The organism is Halogranum amylolyticum, from assembly GCF_900110465.1.
Lineage (GTDB): Archaea > Halobacteriota > Halobacteria > Halobacteriales > Haloferacaceae > Halogranum > Halogranum amylolyticum.
This window is the reverse complement of sequence record NZ_FODV01000002.1, coordinates 193,957-214,114: the sequence shown is the minus strand read 5'-3', so window position 1 is coordinate 214,114 and position 20,158 is coordinate 193,957. Positions and strand designations below refer to the sequence as shown.

Annotated in this window: 13 protein-coding genes; 9 read left to right on the top strand and 4 right to left on the bottom strand. The window is 65.8% G+C overall.

Annotated elements, in window-relative coordinates; all coding sequences use genetic code 11:
- Nucleotides 1–106 precede the first annotated feature (106 nt).
- Entirely contained in the window at nt 107–883 is a 777-nt protein-coding gene (locus BSG17_RS04250; protein WP_089821366.1) for a winged helix-turn-helix transcriptional regulator, read from the bottom strand.
- Between the two features lie 184 nt (nt 884–1,067).
- Between BSG17_RS04250 and BSG17_RS04245 the strand changes: the two genes are divergently transcribed.
- On the top strand, nt 1,068–1,388 hold the full coding sequence (locus BSG17_RS04245) for a hypothetical protein (RefSeq protein ID WP_089821984.1): 321 nt from the start codon (nt 1,068–1,070) through the stop codon (nt 1,386–1,388).
- A 44-nt stretch (nt 1,389–1,432) separates the two neighbouring features.
- Here BSG17_RS04245 and BSG17_RS04240 read toward each other — a convergent pair whose 3' ends face one another.
- A complete protein-coding gene (locus BSG17_RS04240) occupies nt 1,433–3,358 on the bottom strand; it encodes a beta-CASP ribonuclease aCPSF1 (RefSeq protein WP_089821364.1) in 1,926 nt (641 codons plus the stop codon).
- 258 nt (nt 3,359–3,616) lie between these two features.
- On the opposite strand from BSG17_RS04240, the gene BSG17_RS04235 reads away from it, so the two are divergent.
- Nucleotides 3,617–4,153, top strand: coding sequence for a DUF7984 family protein (locus BSG17_RS04235; RefSeq protein WP_089821362.1), 537 nt, complete (start codon nt 3,617–3,619; stop codon nt 4,151–4,153).
- Here the strand turns inward: BSG17_RS04235 and BSG17_RS04230 are convergent.
- Nucleotides 4,086–4,640: an HTH domain-containing protein gene (locus tag BSG17_RS04230; protein WP_089821360.1), complete on the bottom strand. Its 555-nt coding sequence runs from the start codon at nt 4,638–4,640 to the stop codon at nt 4,086–4,088. The genes BSG17_RS04235 and BSG17_RS04230 overlap by 68 nt on opposite strands.
- Before the next feature lie 151 nt (nt 4,641–4,791).
- Between BSG17_RS04230 and proS the strand changes: the two genes are divergently transcribed.
- The 3 genes from proS to BSG17_RS04215 all read left to right on the top strand — a co-directional run bounded on the left by proS (nt 4,792) and on the right by BSG17_RS04215 (nt 12,085).
- Nucleotides 4,792–6,270, top strand: coding sequence for a proline--tRNA ligase (gene proS / locus BSG17_RS04225; protein WP_089821358.1), 1,479 nt, complete (start codon nt 4,792–4,794; stop codon nt 6,268–6,270).
- A gap of 204 nt (nt 6,271–6,474) precedes the next feature.
- Nucleotides 6,475–11,016: a glutamate synthase large subunit gene (gltB, locus tag BSG17_RS04220; RefSeq protein ID WP_089821356.1), complete on the top strand. Its 4,542-nt coding sequence runs from the start codon at nt 6,475–6,477 to the stop codon at nt 11,014–11,016.
- 265 nt (nt 11,017–11,281) lie between these two features.
- Entirely contained in the window at nt 11,282–12,085 is an 804-nt protein-coding gene (locus BSG17_RS04215) for a ZIP family metal transporter (protein ID WP_089821354.1), read from the top strand.
- Between the two features lie 3 nt (nt 12,086–12,088).
- Here the strand turns inward: BSG17_RS04215 and BSG17_RS04210 are convergent, their stop codons facing one another.
- The gene (locus BSG17_RS04210; protein ID WP_089821352.1) at nt 12,089–12,880 is read right to left on the bottom strand and encodes an Lrp/AsnC family transcriptional regulator; all 792 of its coding nucleotides are present in this window, start codon (nt 12,878–12,880) and stop codon (nt 12,089–12,091) included.
- Between the two features lie 304 nt (nt 12,881–13,184).
- Between BSG17_RS04210 and BSG17_RS04205 the strand changes: the two genes are divergently transcribed.
- The 4 genes from BSG17_RS04205 to BSG17_RS04190 all read left to right on the top strand — a co-directional run bounded on the left by BSG17_RS04205 (nt 13,185) and on the right by BSG17_RS04190 (nt 20,123).
- Nucleotides 13,185–13,610 (top strand): universal stress protein, encoded by a 426-nt coding sequence (locus BSG17_RS04205; RefSeq protein ID WP_089821350.1) that lies wholly within the window; start codon nt 13,185–13,187, stop codon nt 13,608–13,610.
- A gap of 51 nt (nt 13,611–13,661) precedes the next feature.
- Nucleotides 13,662–15,914: an amino acid permease gene (locus BSG17_RS04200; RefSeq protein ID WP_089821348.1), complete on the top strand. Its 2,253-nt coding sequence runs from the start codon at nt 13,662–13,664 to the stop codon at nt 15,912–15,914.
- A 185-nt stretch (nt 15,915–16,099) separates the two neighbouring features.
- The gene (locus BSG17_RS04195; RefSeq protein WP_089821346.1) at nt 16,100–18,034 is read left to right on the top strand and encodes an asparagine synthase-related protein; all 1,935 of its coding nucleotides are present in this window, start codon (nt 16,100–16,102) and stop codon (nt 18,032–18,034) included.
- Between the two features lie 136 nt (nt 18,035–18,170).
- Nucleotides 18,171–20,123 carry an asparagine synthase-related protein gene (locus BSG17_RS04190; RefSeq protein ID WP_089821344.1) on the top strand — a complete coding sequence of 651 codons (1,953 nt, stop codon included), beginning with the start codon at nt 18,171–18,173 and terminating at the stop codon, nt 20,121–20,123.
- Nucleotides 20,124–20,158: the final 35 nt, after the last annotated feature.

Sequence of the window (20,158 nt, the reverse complement as noted above, 5' to 3'; positions counted from 1 at the left end):
CCCACGTGTACGGTTCGGGGAGAGAACAAAGGGGGTTCTGACCGGTTCGTCAAAACAGACGACCGCCGGGTGAGAGTCGGCCACCGCCGTTTCCGACGCGGTCCGATCAGTCGTCGGAGGGGACGGCGGAGTAGTCGTCTCCGTCCGGCGACCCGTCGACGACCACGTCGCGGGCGGGGCCAGCGAGCGTGTTCATCACCGCGTTACCGACCCGTTCGCGTTCGACCAGGCCCTCCGACTCCAGTCGGTCGAGATGGTGCGACACCGTCCCGGGCGTCCGGTCGATCTCGTCGGCGAGTTCGGACACCGTCACCGGCATCGTCCGTCGGAGAGCGTCGAGGAGAGTTGCCGTCGCCTCGTCGGTGTACGCGGCCGCGAGCGTGGCGTCGGCGTCGTCCCCCGACGCGACGTACCGTTGTTTACCGCGCACCGCCTCGCTCGTCACGAGTCCGGCGTCGGCGAGCACGCGCAGGTGGTAGCGAACCGTCGAGCGCGGGATCGACGTCCGCTCGACGAGTCGCGCGACGTACGTCCCGGGCGCTCGTTCGACGGCCTCGTAGATGCGCCTCCGCGTATCGTTCTCGAGCGGGTCGACCTCGCCCGACTGGACGGCACCCTGCTGGACGGACACGGCGACCGGCGTCAGTGCGTGCCGAACCGGGGCGACGACGTCGGACGTCGTCGACATCAGCGGTGTCGTGACGAGCGTCGACCCGGTCCAGTCGCCGGCCGCTTGTAGGTCGACTACCTCCGCGTCGACGTCGTGGTCGACGTTCGGAGACGGGGAGGCGGCGTGCGGTTCGAGCGCGAACAGCAACGGGCAGGAGCTGAGGACGAGAAGAGTCACGCTCACGACGGCGGCGAGTTCGAGGCGTCTGGTCATGGTGGGAGCCGTCGACGTGTCCGTAACCGACGGTTCGATCGGTCTCTTCGCAGGTCACTCAGAAAGGTCTCGTGGTTCGGTTCACGGATCGGAGTGGCAGCGAGCCGACTTCTCGTTCGCGACTCGGGGGCAGCGGCGACGGCCGGCCCGCAGACTGAAGCGGCAGGCGAGCGAACGGTCGGGCATGTCGATGGAGACGTACACCGTCGAGATCGCAGAGACCGAGAGCAACGAGGGCATCTCCGCCGACGTGTACGACGCCGACGGGTTGGTGGCCGAGTCCACCCACGTCGCCTACGCCGACTACGGCGTGGCCGCCGTCCGCGACGACTGGGAGCCGGACGTCGTCGAACGGGAGTTCACCGCCGACGTGACGACCCTCGACATGCAGGTGTCCCGCGGGAACGACGAGTTCGAGTTCCGTCTCCTCGGCGACCGTGAGGAGCTGCTCCGCGAGCGACTGACCGATTCGGACCTGCAGTTGGCCTACGTCGACGGCGAGTAGAAAGCGACTGACGCGCACGTTCGGCGCGTTTCGACGACGATCGGCTACTTGAACCGGAACGTCTCGAGGTTCTTCGGGGCGAACGTACGCATGTTGAAGTCGTGGTAGAGCGACGAGCTCAGGTCCTGTACGGAGCGTTCGTCGCCGTGGACACAGAGCACCTTCTCGGGTCGGGGGTTCATCGTCTTCACGAAGTTGACGAGTCCGTTGCGGTCGGCGTGACCGGAGAAGCCGTCGACCGTCTCGACGTTCATCTTGAGCGTGAGCGTGCTCGACCGGCCGGGGTCGTTGGGGTCCGAGACGGGGATCTCGTCCCACCCGTTCTGGATGCGACGACCGAGCGTCCCCTGTGCCTGGTAGCCGACGAAGACGAGCGTCGAGTCGGGGTCCGTCCCGAGGTGGCGGAGCCACGACATGATGGGGCCGCCGGTGACCATCCCGGATGTCGAGAGGATGATCGCCGGCCCGTCGTCGGTGACCTCCTGTCGCTCCTCCTCGCCGCCGTCGATGTGGTTGAACTCCTCGGCGAGGAACGGGTTCTCGTCCTCGTGGAAGATGCGGTCACGGAGGTCGTCGCGGAGATACTCGGGGTAGGTGGTGTGGATGGCCGTCGCCTCCCAGATCATCCCGTCGAGGTGGACCGGCATGCTGGGGATCTTCCCGGAGCGCATCGCCTCTTCGAGGACGAGCATGATCTCCTGGGACCGGCCGACGGCGAACGCCGGGATGAGCACCTTTCCGCCCTCGTCGTAGATCTGGTTGATCGTGTCGATGAGGCTCTGCTCGGAGTCCTCCTGGTCGGTCTGGTAGTCGTTGCGACCGCCGTAGGTCGACTCGAGGACGAGCGTCTCGACGCGCGGGAAGTCGTTGACCGCGCCGTTGAACAGGCGGGTGTCTTTGTAGTGGATGTCGCCCGAGAACGCGACGTTGTAGAGGCCGTCGCCGATGTGGAAGTGCGAAACGGCCGATCCGAGGATGTGGCCCGCGTTGTGGAAGGTGAGCTTCACGTCGGGGGCGATGTCGGTGACGTCGCCGTACTCCAGCGGGATACAGTGTTTGATCGCCTCGCGCACCATCTCCGACTCGTACGGCGGCGTACGGCCTTCCTTGGTCGCGACGTCGAGATAGTCGAGCGTCAGGAGCCCCATCAGGTCGCGAGTCGGCTCCGTACAGTAGATCGGGCCGTCGTAGCCGTACTTGAACAGCAGCGGGATGAGCGCGGAGTGGTCGAGGTGAGCGTGCGTCAGGACGACGGCGTCGATGGTGTTCGCGCCGCCACCCAGCGCCTCGGGGACGTGGAGGTACGGAACCTCGCCTTCCGCTCCCGGCTTGTCGCCGCAGTCGATGAGGACGCGCGTCTCGGGCGTCGAGAGGATGAAGCTCGCGCGGCCGACCTCGCGACAGCAGCCGAGGGTGGTGATGCGGACCCACTCGTCTTGCGACATCTCCTCGCGGTGGATCTGCCGACCGACGCGCTCGAGGATGTCGCGGCGTTCCTCGCGTTCCTGTTTGAGGAAGTTCCGGACGTTCGAGACCGTCGACGACTCGATGGGCGGCGTGCGAACGACCTCGGGCGTCCAGCCGACCTCCTGTGTGATCTGCCGGAGCGTCGACCCGTGGCGGCCGATGACCATGCCGGGTTTCGCGGCCTCGATGACGACCTCGCCGGTGTCGGCGTGGAAGTCGAGGTCGGTGACGCCGGCCTCCTCGGGGATGACGTCCATGATGCGCTCCTCGGCCTTTCGGGGGTCGGAGAGAACGTCGGGGTCGGGGCGGACCGTGATTCGCTTGCGGAGCTTGCTCGCCAGTTTCCGGATGAGGTCGCCGTTCCGGGCGAACTCCTTCGGATGGCGCGTGTAGACGACGAGTTCGGGTCCTTCGTACTTGACGTCGGACACCGTGATGTCGCTCGGTAGTTCGCTCTCGATCTCTGCTTTCAGTTGTTCAAGTTGCTTGTCTACTGAACTCATATGTCGAAACTTCCCGTCCGGTTCGTCGTGTGATAGGTCGGGGTTCTGCCCCCTCGAAACAGGTCGGGTCGGACGGACACCCTCGAACGGTCGCAGCGAGTTCGTGACCGGCCGTCTGAGAGAGCATACTGTTCCAATACGGTTGGATAGGCGCTCAACTGCGGGAAGAGGCAGTGAAAACCCGCTTAGTCGGCAGTATAACCCCGTTATTATAAAAGCCTTCGCAAAGCGCAAGGTGCGTCGCCCCGTCGTCAGGGTATGAAGGTCACTCCCGACACCGTCGCGGCCGAGCGACAGTGGGTTCTCGACCGGACACCGGTCGTCGTCGACGTCGTCAACGAGACGCGCGCGCATCTGGGCGAGCTGTTCGAGACCGAGGTCGACGCGATCACCGAGACGCAGTTCCGGCGCGAGGTCGATGTCGTGTTCGCCGACGGCGACGTCGCGGTCAACGTCGCGGGCTACGTCGGGCTCCTCCGAGAGCTCGACGTAGCCCGCGACTACCCCGGGTTCGTCGTCGACGAGGTGCTCGGCCGCGAGCTCGCGGCGACCATCGCGGGCGGGCAACCGCTCGCGCTGCTCGCACAGGCGACGTTCCACGTCGCCGACGTCCGTACCCACGGCGACGACGACGAGGCGGCCGGCGTCGACGACCTCGACGCGGCGCTCGCGGCGGGGTTCCAGACGCGGCTCCCGGGCTGGTCGTGGAAAGAAGGGCGAAGTCCGTTCAGCGTAGGCGACGGACCAACCGCGTCCAGCGAGACGGACGGGTCAGCGCCGGGTCGGAACCGGTAGCTGTGTCTGGCTCCGTCGTCGTCGCTGTCGACGGCGGCGAGTCCGCCAGTGTCGCGTCGTCCGTCGAACCGAGCGTCTCGAGTCGTTCGACGACGTGCTCGGCACCGCCCGAGCAGGGCGTGACTTGTTCGAGGTCGTCGCCGACGTACTCGGCGAGGAGGACGGGTGGGAGATGCTCCGCGGTGTACTCCGGACCCATCCGCCCGACGCCGGCCGTCACCCGCTCCCCGAGACCGGCGACGGTGCAGTCGTTCTCCTGTGCCCACTGTTTGAACGCGGCGATGCGCTCGCGGGCGAGCTGGTCCTCCGCGGACCGGAGTCGGTCGCTCGAGACGTCGAGGTCGTGGCCCCAGTGGTAGACGACGTAGTCGTCGATGGTCCCCGCCGCCTCGAGTCGGTCGAGATGGTCGACCAGCAGCTCGTACCCCGAGTCGGCGGGGGTGTTCACCCACAGTTCCGCCCGTCGTTCGTCCGTCGTGTGTGTCATCACTCTCCACCGAGTGAAGAGACGCGCCCCACGCTCATCTACCCTTGTGATAGTTCTCACGCCGTGGGACTGTCCGCCCGCGACGACCGTCGGGACGGTCGTTCGCACACCTTCGGGTGCTTTAAGAGTTCAGTGGGGAAAGAGACCGACAATGAGCGACGACCAGGCGCTCGGGATAACCGAGTCGAAGGAGTACAACACCGGCGAGTGGTACGCCGAGGTGGTCCAGAAGGCCGGCCTCGCGAACTACGGGCCCGAAGGGATGAGCGGTTTCATCGTCACCCGTCCCCGCGGCTACGCGCTGTGGGAGGCGATCCAGAACAGCCTCGACAGCGCGTTCAAGGCGACGGGCGTCCAGAACGCCTACTTCCCGATGTTCATCCCCGAGAGCTACCTCGAACGGGAGAAGGACATCGTCGAAGGGTTCGACCCCGAGGTCGCGTGGGTCACCCACGGTGGCCACAACGAACTGGAAGAACGGCTCGCGGTCCGCCCGACCAGCGAGTCGATCATCGCCCCGTACATGGCCCAGTGGATCCGCAGTCACCGCGACCTGCCGCTTCGGGTCAACCAGTGGTGTTCGGTCGTGCGTTGGGAGGCCACGGACACGAAGCCGTTCTTCCGCACGAAGGAGTTCCTCTGGCAGGAGGGGCACACTGCCCACGAGACGCAAGAGGAGGCCTACGAGGAGACGATGACCCGTCTCGGCCAGTACCACTCGCTGTACGAGGACGACCTGGCCATCCCAGTCATGGAGGGGAAGAAACCCGAACACGACAAGTTCCCCGGCGCGCACACGACGACGACCGTCGAGGCGCTGATGCCCGACGGGAAGTCCGTCCAGGCCGGCACCAGCCACTACCTCGGCACCTCCTTCGCCGCCGCGTTCGACATCACGTTCTCGGACGAAGAGGAGGAGGAGCGTCCCGCTCACACGACGTCGTGGGGGCTGTCGTGGCGCTCGCTCGGCGCACTCATCATGACTCACAGCGACGACCAGGGGCTCGTCGTCCCGCCGACAGTCGCCCCCGAGCAGGTCGTTATCGTCCCCATCTGGCAGGAGGACACCGAGGAGAAGGTGCTCGACTACGCGCGGGAACTCCGCGACGAACTCGCCGAGGCAGGCGTCCGCGTCGAACTCGACGACCGCGACGAGCGCAACCCCGGCTTCAAATTCAACGAGTGGGAGCTGAAGGGCGTCCCCGTCCGCTTCGAGATCGGGCCGAACGAGGTCGACGACGAGGAGATCACCGTCGTCCACCGTCCCGACGGCGAACAGCTCGTCGAAGACCGAAGTGAGATCGTCGACGCCGTCGAAGACCACTTCGACGAGGTGTACGCGAAACTGTACGCCCGCGCGGAGGAGAACCTCGACGAGAACGTCCGCGACGCGGAGGACCGCGCAGACATCCTCGGTACCATCGGCCAGCACGGCGGCTACGTCCGCGCGCCGTGGTGCGGGAACGAGGAGTGTGAGACCGAGATCAAAGAGACCATCGCCGCCGAGATCGTGATGGTCCCGTTCGAGGACGACGACGACCGGAAACTCGACGCCGTCGCCGAGGGCTGTTCGTGCGCCATCTGCGAGGAGGAGGCGACCGAGACGGCCTTCTTCGCGAAGTCGTACTGAGCACTGACGTCCGGTCGACGAGCGGTCTCTCAGTCTTCTCCGCTCTCCGAACGCTCTAGTGATGTCAGCAACTGTAGATATACTGCCCAAGTCTGTAATGTTCTTCCATCTCGATACAATCTCTTAATATCTCTTAATATGGCATTATTACACCCTTATCCTATCAGGGGTACGCTGATAAGTGGGAAGTTCTAGCATTCCCCTATGACCAAGCCACATTCAGACACCCATGTCGGGCTCGCCGACCCGACTGACGAACGGGCCAACTGCGGGGTCGGTGCCGTAATCGACCTCGACGGTGACGCGAGTCACGAGACCATCGCAGACGGACTCTCACTGCTGAAGAACCTCGAGCACCGCGGAACGACCGGGGCGGAGAGCAACACCGGAGACGGCGCAGGCGTTCTCATCCAGCGTCCCGACGACTTCTTCGACGCCATCCTCGACGTCGAACTCCCGGAGACGTACGCCGTCGGTTCCGTCTTCATGCCGACCGACGACGACGCCCGCGAGACCGTCACCGACCTCTTCGAGGCGGCGCTCGCCGACCACGGCCTCGACGTCTTCCATTGGCGGGACGTCCCGACGGACAACACCGATCTCGGGGCGACCGCGCTCGAATCCGAACCGGACGTCGTTCAGGTGTTCGTCGCGCCCACCGACTCCGCCGCCTCGACCGACGAGTTCGACCGCGCGCTCTACGTCGGCCGCCGCGCCGCCGAGAACGCCGTCGGAAACGCCGATGTCCCCGGTTCCGGTCGGTTCTACGTCTGTTCGCTGCACCGCAAGACGCTCGTCTACAAGGGACTGCTGAAGGGCGAACAGGTCCCGTCGTACTACCCCGACCTGACCGACGAACGGCTGAAGTCGACGCTGACGCTCGTCCACGAGCGCTTCTCGACGAACACGCTCGGAGCGTGGCATCTCGCCCACCCGTACCGAAACATCGTCCACAACGGCGAGATCAACACCATCCGGGGCAACGTCAACTGGATGCGCGCCCGCCAGACCGACCTCGAACCCACCGACGACTCGCCGCTGACCGAAGCGGACGTCGAGACGATCAAACCCGTCACGGTCGCCGACCAGTCGGACACGGCCTCCGTCGACAACGCGGTCGAACTGCTGTTGCAGTCGGGACGCGACCTGCCGCACGTCCTCCGGATGCTCGTCCCCGAGGCGTTCGAGGGAGACGACCGGATGGACGCCCAGCGGAAAGACTGGTACGACTACCACGCCAGCCTCGTCGAACCGTGGGACGGGCCCGCCCTCGTCGCCGCAACCGACGGCGACCGCGTCGCTGCCGTCCTCGACCGGAACGGACTCCGTCCGTGTCGGTACGACGTGACGACCGACAACCGACTCGTCATGGCCAGCGAAGTCGGCGCGCTCGACACCGACCCCGCGGACATCAAGGAGCGCGGCCGTCTCCAGCCGGGGGAGATCTTCATGGCCGACCCCGAGGAGGGACGCGTCATCCCCGACGAAGAGGTGTTCGACGACCTCGTCGACACCAAGTACAGCGAGTGGGTACAGGAGGAACAGCAGCAACTCTCGGACCTCGCCGACGGCGACGACTACGCGACCCGCGGACGCGTGGAGACGCTCCGCGCCCATCAGGCGGCGTTCGGCTACACGCACGATCAACTCAACCACCTCATCGAACCGATGGCGAAGCAGGGGAAAGACCCCGTTGGGTCGATGGGTGACGACACGCCGCTCTCCGTCCTCTCGGACTTCAACCGGTCGCTTTTCACCTACTTCAAGCAGCTGTTCGCGCAGGTGACGAACCCGCCGCTGGACTACATCCGCGAGGAGCTCGTCACGTCGCTGGAGTCGCGACTCGGCTACCAGCGCAACCTGCTCGACGAGACGCCCGAACACGCCCGTCAACTCGTCCTCGACTCGCCTGTGCTGACCGACGCGCAGGCGGAGGCGATCAAAGGACTGGACGGCGACATCTCGGCGACCGTCGTCGACATGACCTACGAGAAGGGGACGTCGCTGGAAGCCGCCATCGAAAACCTCCGTGAGGACGCCCGCGACGCCATCGCGGGCGGCGCCGACGTCGTCGTGCTCTCGGACCGCGCAGCCGGCGAAGAACGCGTCCCGATCCCGAGTCTGTTGGCGACGGGCGGCGTCCACCACAGTCTCGTCCGAAACGGGCTGCGCAACCACGCCGGACTCGTCCTCGAGTCGGGCGACCCGCGGGAGGTCCACCACGTCGCGACGCTCGTCGGCTACGGCGCCGACGCGGTCAACCCCTACCTCGCCTACCAGACCATCGAAGACATCGTCACCGGCCCCGACGGCGCAGACGAGGAGGAGGCCATCTCGGCCTACAAGAAGGCGCTCGAGGACGGCCTGCTGAAGACGATGGCGAAGATGGGCATCTCGACGGTCGAGAGCTACCAGGGGGCCCAGATCTTCGAGGCGGTCGGCCTCGACTCGGGGCTGGTCCGCGAGTACTTCGAGGGGACCGAGATCCGTACCGAGGGCATCGGTCTGCCGCAGATCGAAGACGACCTGCTTACCCGACATATGGTCGCCTTCGGCAGCGAGGACGACCCGACGCTCGAACGCCACGGCGAGTTCGAGAACCGCTCGGACGGGATCCACCACGGGTGGAACCCCCAGACGGTCGGGACGCTCCAACAGGCGGTCCGCTCGGGCAGCTACGAGAAGTACCAGGAGTTCGCCGAACTCGTCAACGACCAGACCGAGGAGCTACAGTCGCTCCGCGGCCTGCTCGAGTTCCAGAGCGACCGCGACCCGGTTGACCTCGACGAGGTCGAACCCGTCTCGAAGATCGTCCAGCGCTTCTCGACGGCCGCGATGAGTCTCGGGAGCCTCTCGCCGGAGGCCCACGAGAACAACTCCATCGCGATGAACCGCATCGGCGGTAAGTCCAACTCCGGCGAGGGTGGCGAGCCGCCCGAACGGTTCGACACGGAGAAGGAGTGTAGCGTCAAGCAGGTCGCCTCCGGCCGCTTCGGCGTCACCTCCGAGTATCTCACCTCGGCCGACGAGATCCAGATCAAGATGGCGCAGGGGTCGAAGCCCGGTGAGGGCGGTCACCTGCCCGGTAAGAAGGTCAACGAGATGATCGCGCACGTCCGGTACTCCACGCCGGGCGTCGGCCTCATCTCACCGCCGCCGCTGCACGACATCTACTCCATCGAGGACCTGAAACAGCTCATCCACGACCTGAAGACGGCGAACCCCGACGCCGACATCAACGTGAAGCTCGTCTCGGAGGCCGGCATCGGTACCATCGCCGCCGGCGTCGCGAAGGCCAACGCCGACGTGGTCCACATCTCGGGTTACGACGGCGGGACGGGTGCGTCGCCGAAGACCTCGATCAAGAACGCGGGGCTCCCGTGGGAACTCGGACTCGCCGAGGCGAACCAGATGCTCCGTGCGACGAACCTCAGAGACCGCATCCGCGTCACCACGGACGGCGGGATGAAGACCGGCCGCGACATCGCCGTCGCCGCCCTGCTCGGCGCCGAGGAGTACGTCTTCGGGACCGCCTCGTTGGTTACGTCGGGCTGTGTGATGGCCCGGCAGTGCCACGAGAACACCTGTCCGGTCGGCGTCGCGACGCAGGACGAGAACCTCCGCCAGCGGTTCCCCGGTCAACCGGATCACGTCATCAACTACATGACGTTCATGGCCCAGGAGCTGCGCGAGATCATGGCCGAGCTCGGTTACACCTCCGTCGAGGAGATGATCGGCCGGCCCAAGCATCTGCGCCAGTGCGAGACGGACCACCCGAAGGCGAAGCATCTCGACCTCTCGGACGTCGTCGCCCAGCCGGCGGGCGACCAGCGCACCAAGACGCAGGAGCAAGCCCACAGCGATCTGGAGACTCAGCTTGACCACGACCTCATCGAGGCGGCCGAACCCGCACTCGAGCGCGGAGAGTCGGTCCACGTCTCCGAGGAGATCTCGAACGTCGACCGCGCGGTCGGCGCGATGCTCTCGAACCGCATCTCGAAGGCCTACGGCGGCGAGGGGCTCGCAGACGACACCATCACCTGCGAGTTCGACGGCGTCGCCGGCCAGTCGTTCGGAGCGTTCCTCGCCCGCGGCGTCACGATGGAGCTCACGGGGGCCTCCAACGACTACGTCGGCAAGGGGCTCTCCGGCGGCAAGGTCGTCGTCAAGACGCCCGAGACGGCGGGCTACACCGCCGACGAGAACATCCTCATCGGCAACGTCGCGCTCTACGGCGCGACGCAGGGCGAGGCATACATCAACGGCGTCGCAGGCGAGCGCTTCGCCGTCCGCAACTCCGGCGTGAAGGCCGTCGTCGAGGGCGTCGGCGACCACGGCTGTGAGTACATGACCGGCGGCGTCGTCGCCGTCCTCGGCGACACGGGGCGGAACTTCGCCGCCGGGATGTCCGGTGGCGTCGCCTACGTCTACGACCCCGACGGCGACTTCGACGAGCGCCTCAACACCGGGATGGTGACGCTCTACGAGGAGCTCTCGGAGAAAGACGAGGCGATGCTTCACCGGTTAGTCCAGAACCACGCCGAGTACGCCGACAGCGACCGTGCGACCGACCTGCTCGACGACTGGGCGGGCGAAGTCGTCAACTTCGTGAAGGTGATGCCCGACGCCTACGCGGAGATCATCGCCGAGGAGGACCGCGAGGACGTCCGCGACACGCTACCCGAAGCGGCCAGCGCCGTGTCGGGCGCGCGGTTGAAGGGTGAGGTCGCGTCGGGCGACGACTAATCCGCGGCCCCTGACCAGTGCGCGTCTCGTCGCGCACGACGGAGAAGCCGCGGGTTTGTGACGACTAATCCGCGGCACCTGCCGAGCGCACGTGTCTCGTGCGAGACCCAGAAGCCGCGGGTTTGTGACGACTACTCCGCGGCATCGGTCGAGCACGCGTCTCGTCGCGTGCGAGTCGAACACCGCCCGTCGGGGCGAGTAACCACCCATTACCACGTCGGACGGTCGGGAATAGATACATCAGTGATCCCCGCACACAACAGCCATGAGCCTGTTCTCGGAGCTCTTTCTCGGACTCGCCGGTCCGAACCCCGTGATGCAGGGGTTGTTGGGTGGTGTCGTCATCGCCTTCTTGAACCTCCTCGGAGCGGTGCTCGTCCTCGTCTGGCGTGACCCCTCCGACAAGGCGCTCGACACGATGCTCGGGTTCGCCGCGGGCGTCATGCTGGCCGCCAGTTTCACGAGTCTCATCATCCCCGGCATCGACGCGGGCGGCGTCGTCCCGGTGATCGTCGGCATCGTCGTCGGCGTACTCGTCCTCGACCGCGCGGATCGCTGGGTACCGCACGTCCACGTGCTCGTCACCGGTCGGACGCGGCCCGACACGCCCGCGACGGAGGGACGGACCGCTTCGGTGATGCTGTTCATCGTCGCCATCACCATCCACAACATGCCCGAGGGGCTCGCCGTCGGCGTCGGCTTCGGCTCCGGCAACGTCGGCGACGCGCTCGCGTTGATGCTCGCCATCGGCATCCAGAACATCCCGGAGGGGCTCGCCGTCTCCATCGCCGCGATCAACGCGGGGTTCGACCGACTGTTCTACGCGGCGCTGACCGGCATCCGCGCCGGGCTGGTCGAGATCCCGCTCGCCGTCTTCGGGGCCGTCGCGGTGACGGTCGCGACGCCGCTGCTGCCGTACGCGATGGGGTTCGCCGCCGGCGCGATGCTGTTCGTCATCAGCGACGAGATCGTCCCCGAGACGCACGCCCGTGGTCACGAGCGAGCGGCGACGCTGGGGACGATGCTCGGCGTCGTCGTGATGCTGTATCTGGACGTGACGCTGGGGTGAGCCTCAGCGACGTTCGGCGTCCTCGGAGTCAGGGGTAGAGACGTCTCTCTCGTCGGAACTGACGAACGCTTTGAGGATCCGGTCTGTGTCGCCGCTCCGAGAGAGGACCGTGACGATGTCGTCCGGTTCGATTGTGGTCGTTCCGTGCGGCGTCAGGACGCGGTCGTCCCGTTCGATGGCGATCACCAGTGAGTCGTCGTCGAGTGTTTCGTCTCGGACGGCTTCCGCGAGCGTCTTTCCGACGATGGGAGCGTCCGCCTTGACCGTCACGTCGACGACGTTGGCGTCTCCGGTGAGACTAATGAAGTCCGTCGCCTGCGTCGTCGGGACGTCGTCGTCGGGCCCGAACGAACGGTAGGGGCTGTTGGTCTCGGCTTCGACGAGCGTCTCGTCTTCGATCTCGATCCCCAACCGCGAGAGCGCGCGAGTGATCCGACGGAGCGCGGCCGTGTCCTCGCCGACGGCCAGGATGTGCAGGTTCCGGCGACCGGTCATCAGTTCGCGGACGTTGATGACGCCCGGAACGGCGCTCGCTTCCCGAGCGAGTGGCTTGCGTTCGGAGATAGGGGCGTTACAGATGTAGAGGTTCGTCAGATGCCCGTCCGCTCGCTCGAAGTCGACCCCGACCGTGTACCCGCGGATGATGCCGTGCTCCTCAAGTTGACGGATCCGGTTCCGGACCGTCCCCGGAGAGACGTTCACCTGTTCGGCGATGGTCGGAGCGGACGTGTTCCGTGCGTCGCACATCAGTTCGTAGATGATACGTCGGTCGATCTCGTCGAGCCGATAATCCATACTCTCCGTATCGTATGCTGGTACTTGACGCCGACGCCCCGTCTCTGGCTGAGGTTCGTGGAACAAGGAATTGCGTAATCAGTAAATATTGAACAGGTAAATTCAGTATTCAGGGTTCTATCCGGAGTGCTTATGCGTCTTCGCCCAAACTCCTCAGATATGAACAACGGTAAACGGAGAACTCTGCGAGAGCCGCGGTCAACGGATCGTGTCGGGACGACTCAGTCGACGGTGCGACGAGCACGCGGCACGACTGGAGATCGGTCCCGGACACCGAGTGTGAGCGCACCGGGAGGGGGCGTCGATGTCGCTACTTGAGCACGTCTTGATTCCGGTCGCGAGCGAATCGGACGCGACGGCGACCTGCGACGCACTGCGACCGTATCTCGGTGAGATCGAGCGCGTCACCGCCGTCCACGTCATCGAGAAGGGAGGCGGCATGGTCGACAAGGCACCGTTAGAGAAGCGTCGGTCAGACGCCGAGGCGTTCCTCGCCACCGTCGAACGCGAACTCGGCGAGTCGGTCGTGCTCGACACGCGAACCGCCTACGGAACCGACCTCGTGGAGACGATCTTCGACCAGGCCGGAGAGGTTGGTGCGACGGCCGTCGCGTTCCGGCCTCGTAGCGGGAGTCGGATCGTCCGGTTCCTCGCGGGCGACACCGCCGCCAAGTTAGTTACGGAACCGGAGGTACCGGTCGTCTCACTGCCGACCCCGACGGAGGTCTGAGCGGATGACACAGAACTCCTCCCGCCGAGTCGCAACTGGGGTGAGAGTGGCGTGACCGACGAGGAACTCGCGAAGGACCTCGGCCTCGTCTCGGCGATGACGATCGGTATCGGGACGATGATCGGAGCCGGCATCTTCGTCCTCCCCGGCGTCGCGGCCCGAGCGGCGGGACCCATCGTCGTCGTCTCGTTCGTCGTCGGCGGCGTCATCGCGATGGTGAACGCGCTCTCGGTTTCGGAGTTGGGGACGGCGATGCCGAAAGCCGGCGGCGGCTACTACTACGTCAACCGGGCGCTCGGACCGCTCTTCGGCTCGATCGCCGGACTGGGCGACTGGATGGGGCTGGCCTTCGCCTCGGCGTTCTACAGCATCGGCTTCGGCCAGTATCTCGTGACGCTCGCGCCGATTCCGGACGTCCTCTTCCTGACCGACATCCAGATTGGGGCGCTGATCGCCGGCGTCGTGTTCGTTCTCGTCAACTACATCGGGGCGAAGGAGACCGGCGGCGTCCAGACGGTCATCGTCTCGCTGCTCCTGTTGATCCTCACCCTGTTTGCCGTCCAGGGGTGGCTGTCGTTCGACTACGCGACGCTGGCCGGCGACGGCGGACTCGCACCGATGGGGTACGGGGCGATCCTCCCGGGTACCGCCCTGGTGTTCGTCTCGTTCCTCGGCTACGCGAAGATCGCGACGGTCGCCGAGGAGTTGAAGAACCCGGGGCGGAACCTCCCGCTAGCGGTCATCGGGAGCGTCGCTATCGTGACGGTGCTCTACGCGATCCTCGTGAGTATCATGCTGGGAGTCGTCCCGTGGCCGGACCTGAGTCAGAGTGCACCGCTCACGCAGGCGACGCAGGTCGCGTTCCCGGGCGGGCTCGCCGGTGTCGCCGTCACCATCGTGACCGCGGGGGCACTGCTCGCGACTGCATCGAGCGCGAACGCGTCGATCCTCGCGTCGGCCCGTATCAACTTCGCGATGGGCCGCGACAAGATCGTCACCAACTGGCTCAACGAGATCCACCCGCAGTACGCGACGCCGTATCGATCGATCCTCCTCACAGGGGCGATGATCATCGTCTTCATCGCACTGCTCGGCCAAGACGTCGAGGTGTTGGCGAAGGCGGCGAGCGTGCTCCACCTCGTAGTGTACGCGCTGATGAACGCCGCACTCATCGTCTTCCGCGAGACCGACGCGCCCGAGTACGACCCGGAGTTCGAGGTACCGTTCTATCCGCTCACACCGCTTCTGGGGATGGTGTTGTCGCTCGGTCTCCTCGCGTTCGTCGGGAGTCGTGAACTCGCACTGTCCGCCGTCTTCGTCGTCGGGGCAGTCGTCTGGTACTTCGCGTACGCACGGCGACACACGCGCGAGCAGGGGCTGCTCGGTCGACACATCCTGCAGCAGAAGGCGACGCTTCCCAACTCCGTCGTCGGTGCGGCCGAGACGGTCGCTCCGGACGGGGCCGGTTCCGACATGGCGACGCCGACGGTGATGGTCGCCCTCTCGAACCCGCGAACCGAGCGAGCGCTGATGACGCTCGCGGGTGCGCTGGCGAAGGCCAGAGGTGGGTCTGTACTCGCCACGCACGTCGTCCAAGTACCGGACCAGACGTCGCTCGAGGCCGCGAGCGAGCGACGTCGGGGGCTCACGGCGTCCTCGGAGCGACTGCTCGCAGACGCTCGAATGGACGCAGAGCGATTCGACGTCCCCGTCGAGACGCGGACGATTCTCTCGCATCAGGGAGTCGCAGAGGTGTTCGACGCGGCCCGAGAGCACGAGGTCGACACCGTGGTGATGGGGTACGGCGGCGCACGGATGGCCGGTGGACGTGTCGAGGGAGCGCTCGACGAACTGACGCACGACCTCCCGTGTGACTTCCTCGTGCTCAACGAACGCGAGTTCGACCCCACGGACGTGCTGTTGCCGACCGCGGGCGGTTACTCCTCGGACCTCTCCGCCGAGGTCGCACGCGCTCTGCGGGACACCGTGGACGCCGACGTCTCGGTGCTGTACGTCGCCGGCGACGAGGGAGAAGCGGCCGGTCGGCAGTTCCTCGCCGAGTGGGCCGCGGATCACGGACTGGACGACGCGACCCTCCTCGTCGACGTCGGCGACGTGGAGACCGCGATCGAAGAGGCGGCCGCCGGCCGGACGCTCGTCGTCGTCGGTGCCACGGAGACCGGACTGCTCTCGCGCGTCGTCGGTGGGTCGCTGACTCTCTCGGTGCTCGAACGGTTGGAGACGTCGGTGCTGCTGGCGGAACGGCCCAGCTCTCGCTCGCTCCGAGAGCGACTGTTCGGCTGAACCGTCGACCAGCCCTTCGGTCAGAGGCGTCGCGAGCCCCGTAGACGTCGTTCCGTCGGGTCGACACCGACGGCCGAAACCAACCGAACGTTCGGCTTCCGACCTCCGTCTGGCGCGATCAGACAGTGACAGACGAGACGATAATCTACAATTTACTATATTATCAGATATTCACTGTTTTTCCCATGACCGGAATCTGTGGCGTCGTCGGTGGCGTCTCGTCGCTCGACGAACTCGCGGAAGACCTCGCGTACAACGGCGACGAACGGATCGACTCGTTCGTTACCGAGGGTGCCGGCGTCGCGGCCGTCCAACACCCGCACGTCACGCGGGAGACGTCGCGGACGAGTGGAGACGACGTCGTCGTGCGACTGTGGGGGTCGATCTGGGGTGACGACACCGACGAGGGGTACAGCGTCGTCGACGAGGACCCCGAGACGTACTGTGCGCGCCGCTACCGAGAGGTCGGGCTAGAGTTCCTCGAAGGGCTGAACGGGAACTTCGCCGGCGCGCTCTACGACGCCGAGGCGGGGACGCTCTCGCTTTTCACCGACCGGATGGGTACGAGACCCATCAACTACTACCGTGGCGACTCCGCGGAGTCGGACGCCGCCGACGCGGCCTCCGTCGGCACCCCGCTCGTGTTCTCGACGAGTATCCAGTCACTGCCGCTACATCCGGACGTCTCGACCGACTTCGACGAAGACTATCTCACCGAGTATTTCGCGTTCAGACGCTCGTTCGGCCTCAAAACCCCGTTGAAAGGCGTCGAACAGCTCCATCCGGCCAGTGTGATGACCGTCGACGTCAACGACGGGTCGACAACCACCGAGCGATACTGGACGCCGCACCACGACCCAGTCGACGTCTCGCGTGAACGACTCGCCGAGCGACTCGCCGAGACGATGAAAGCCGTCGTCGCCGACCGGACACGTGAGGACGCGACGTACGGCCTGTTGCTCAGCGGCGGGAGCGACTCACGGCTCGTGTTGGCCGCCTTCGACGCGCTCGACCACCCCGTGCGAACCTACCATCTCAACGAGTGGCGCAACCGCGAAGCACGAATCGCCGAACGCGCCGCCGACGTCGTCGGTGCGGACCACCGGCTGCTGGTACGTGACGAGTCGTATCAGGCCCGATCGCTCGACACCGCACCGCGCTTCGCGAACTTCGTCGGCTACTTCAACCAGCATCACGCCGGTGGGTTCGCCGAGACGTTTCGCGACGAGTGTGACTTCCTGTTCACGGGACACTTCGGTGATACGGTGTTCAAGGGAGATCACGTCCGAACGCCGACGGTCGATCTCGGCAGATTCGGATCGTTCGATCTCCCCATCGACCGGCCCACGCGCAGTCTCGACGACTTAGTGGACGAACGCGTTTCGCCCGCGCCGGAGTATCTGACGACGTCGACCGATGTGGAGTCGATCTACTACGACAACGTCGTCCGGCGAGGCCGAACCGTCGTCGACCACGGAGTGGAATATCCCTCGATGCGCGAAGCAACCATCTGCTGTGCACACCAACTTCCGAACGACGGGTCGCAGTTCTTCTATCACGCGACCGCCCAGATGCTTCCGTCGGGGACGCCGTTCCTCGACAACCGTCTCGTCGACCTGTTCTTGAAGATCCCGCCGAAACAGCTCCTGAGAGGCGATCTCATCAACCGAGCGACCGAACTACTCTCGCCGGAGCTCGCCGACCTCCCCCACGGCCGCGGGCTCGTCCCGATCAGCTACCCGTTCGCCGTACAGTGGGCCAGCGAACTCGCCCGCGACTTCGGCAAACTGTTCAGACCCGCCGAGTCGACCTACCGATCGGACGGTCCGTGGACCGACCACCACAATCTCATCCGAAACCATCCGTTTGTCCGTGAGGTCGTCGACGCCAACGAGGAGCGCATCGAATCGCTGCCGTTCCTCAGTTGGGATGGCGTCCAGCGGTGTCTCCGTGCCCACGAGGCGGGTGAGAACCGGATGAAAGAACTCTACACGCTCGTCACCTTCCTCCAGATGCCGCTGCTCGACCGACTGAAGACCGAAGACGGGGACGACACCGCACGCGGTTCGGGAACTCGTTTCACTGCTCCGGTCTCGGACGACCCGCTCGTGAACGACTGAGTGTTTTTCGGCGACAGCGCGATCGACAGAACTCTCGAGCGCTGCTCGTCGCCGCGAGCGTACTTCGCTCCCCATGTGAATGTTTCACAACAGTAAGCTACTGTTTACTATGTTGTTCTGGACACACTCCGTATCTATGACTGGAATCTGTGGTGCCGTCGGTGACGTGCCCTCCCTCGACGTACTCGCAGAGGACTTGGCCTACAACGGCGACGAACGGGTCGACACGTTCTGCACGGACGACGTCGGTCTCGCGAGCGTCAGCCACCCCGAGACACGGATTCGACGGCCGGAGACGGACGGAGACGTCGTCGTCCGAGTGTGGGGATCCATCTGGGGCGACGACACGGACGACGGCTACGTGACCGTCGAGGAAGACGCCGAGACGTACTGTGCACGCCGCTACCGCGAGGCCGGGATCGGCTTTCTCGAGGGACTGAACGGAAACTTCGCCGGCGCACTCTACGACGCCGAGGCGGGGACGCTCTCGCTCTTCACCGACCGGATGGGGACGCGACCCATCCACTACTACCGCGGCGACTCTGCGGAGTCGGACGCCGCCGACGTCGCGACCCCGGAAGACTCCCCGTTCGTGTTCTCGACGAGCATCCAGTCGCTGCCGCTGCATCCGGACGTCTCGACGGACTTCGACGAGGACTACCTCACCGAATATTTCGCCCTCAAGCGCCCGTTCGGGCTCAAGACGCCACTGACAGGTGTCGAGAAGCTCCACCCGGGGAGCGTGTTGACCGTCGACGTCGACGAGGGGACGACGACTACCGAACGCTACTGGACGCCGCACTACGACCCCGTCGACGCCCCGCGCGAGCAGTTCGTCGAGCGCCTCGCGGAGACTATAAAGCGCGTCGTCGCCGACCGAACCCGCGACGACGCGACCCACGGCCTGTTGCTCAGCGGCGGGAGCGACTCACGGCTCGTGTTGGCCGCGTTCGACGCCCTCGACGAACCGGTCCGGACCTACCACCTCAACGAGTGGGAGAACCGCGAGGCGCGGGTCGCAGAGCGCGCCGCCGACGTCGTCGGCGCGGAGCACACGCTGTTGGAACGCGACGAGGGGTACCAGTCGCGGTCGCTCGACACGGCACCACGGTTCTCGAACTTCGTCGGCTACTTCAACCAGCACCACGCCGGCGGGTTCGCCGAGACGTTCCGCGCCGAGTGTGACTATCTGTTCACGGGTCACTACGGCGACATGCTGTTCAAGGGGAACCACCTCCGAACGCCGTCGGTCGATCTCGGCCCGCTGGGATCGTTCGATCTCCCGACGGGACGGCCCATCCGGGGGCTCGACGACTTCGTGAGCGAGCGGGTCGCCCCCAAACCGACGTATCTGACGACGGCGCGGAGCCCCGAGGACGTCTACTACGACAACGTCGTCCAGCGGGGGCGGACCGTCGTCGACCACGGCGTCGAGTACCTCTCGCTCCGCGAGGCGACCGTCTGTAGTCGGTATCCGATCACGAACGGGACTTCGCAGTTCTTCTACTACGCGACCGCTCAGATGCTCCCCGCGGGAACGCCGTTCCTCGACAATCGCCTCGTCGACCTGTTCTTGAAGATTCCGCCGAAACAGCTCCTGAGAGGCGACCTCATCAACCGGGCGACCGATCGACTCTCGCCGGAACTGGCGTCGATCCCGCACGGAAGCGGGCTCGTCCCGATCAGCTACCCGTTCGCCGCCCAGTGGACGAGCGAACTCGCCCGCGGTCTCGTCAGCCGGTTCCGACCCCACGAGTCGACACAGCGCTCGGACGGACCGTGGAGTGACCACCACGGACTCATCCGGGAGCACTCCTTCGTCCGCGAGGTCATCGACGACAACGAGGAGCGGATCAAGTCGCTGCCGTTCCTCAGTTGGGAGGGCGTCAAACGGTGTTACGACGAACACGCGGCCGGCGAGAACCGGATGAAAGAACTCTACTCGCTCGTCACCTTCCTCCAGATGCCGCTTCTCGACCGGTTGGGACACGACGTCGACGACCGCGAACGGACGTCACAGAGCGGCTCCTTCGTGTCGGGAGACTCGATCCCCGGGGCGAGCTCGGTGAGTCGACTCGCGAACGACTGACCGGAACCAACTCCCTGGGGACGCACGTGCCGCTG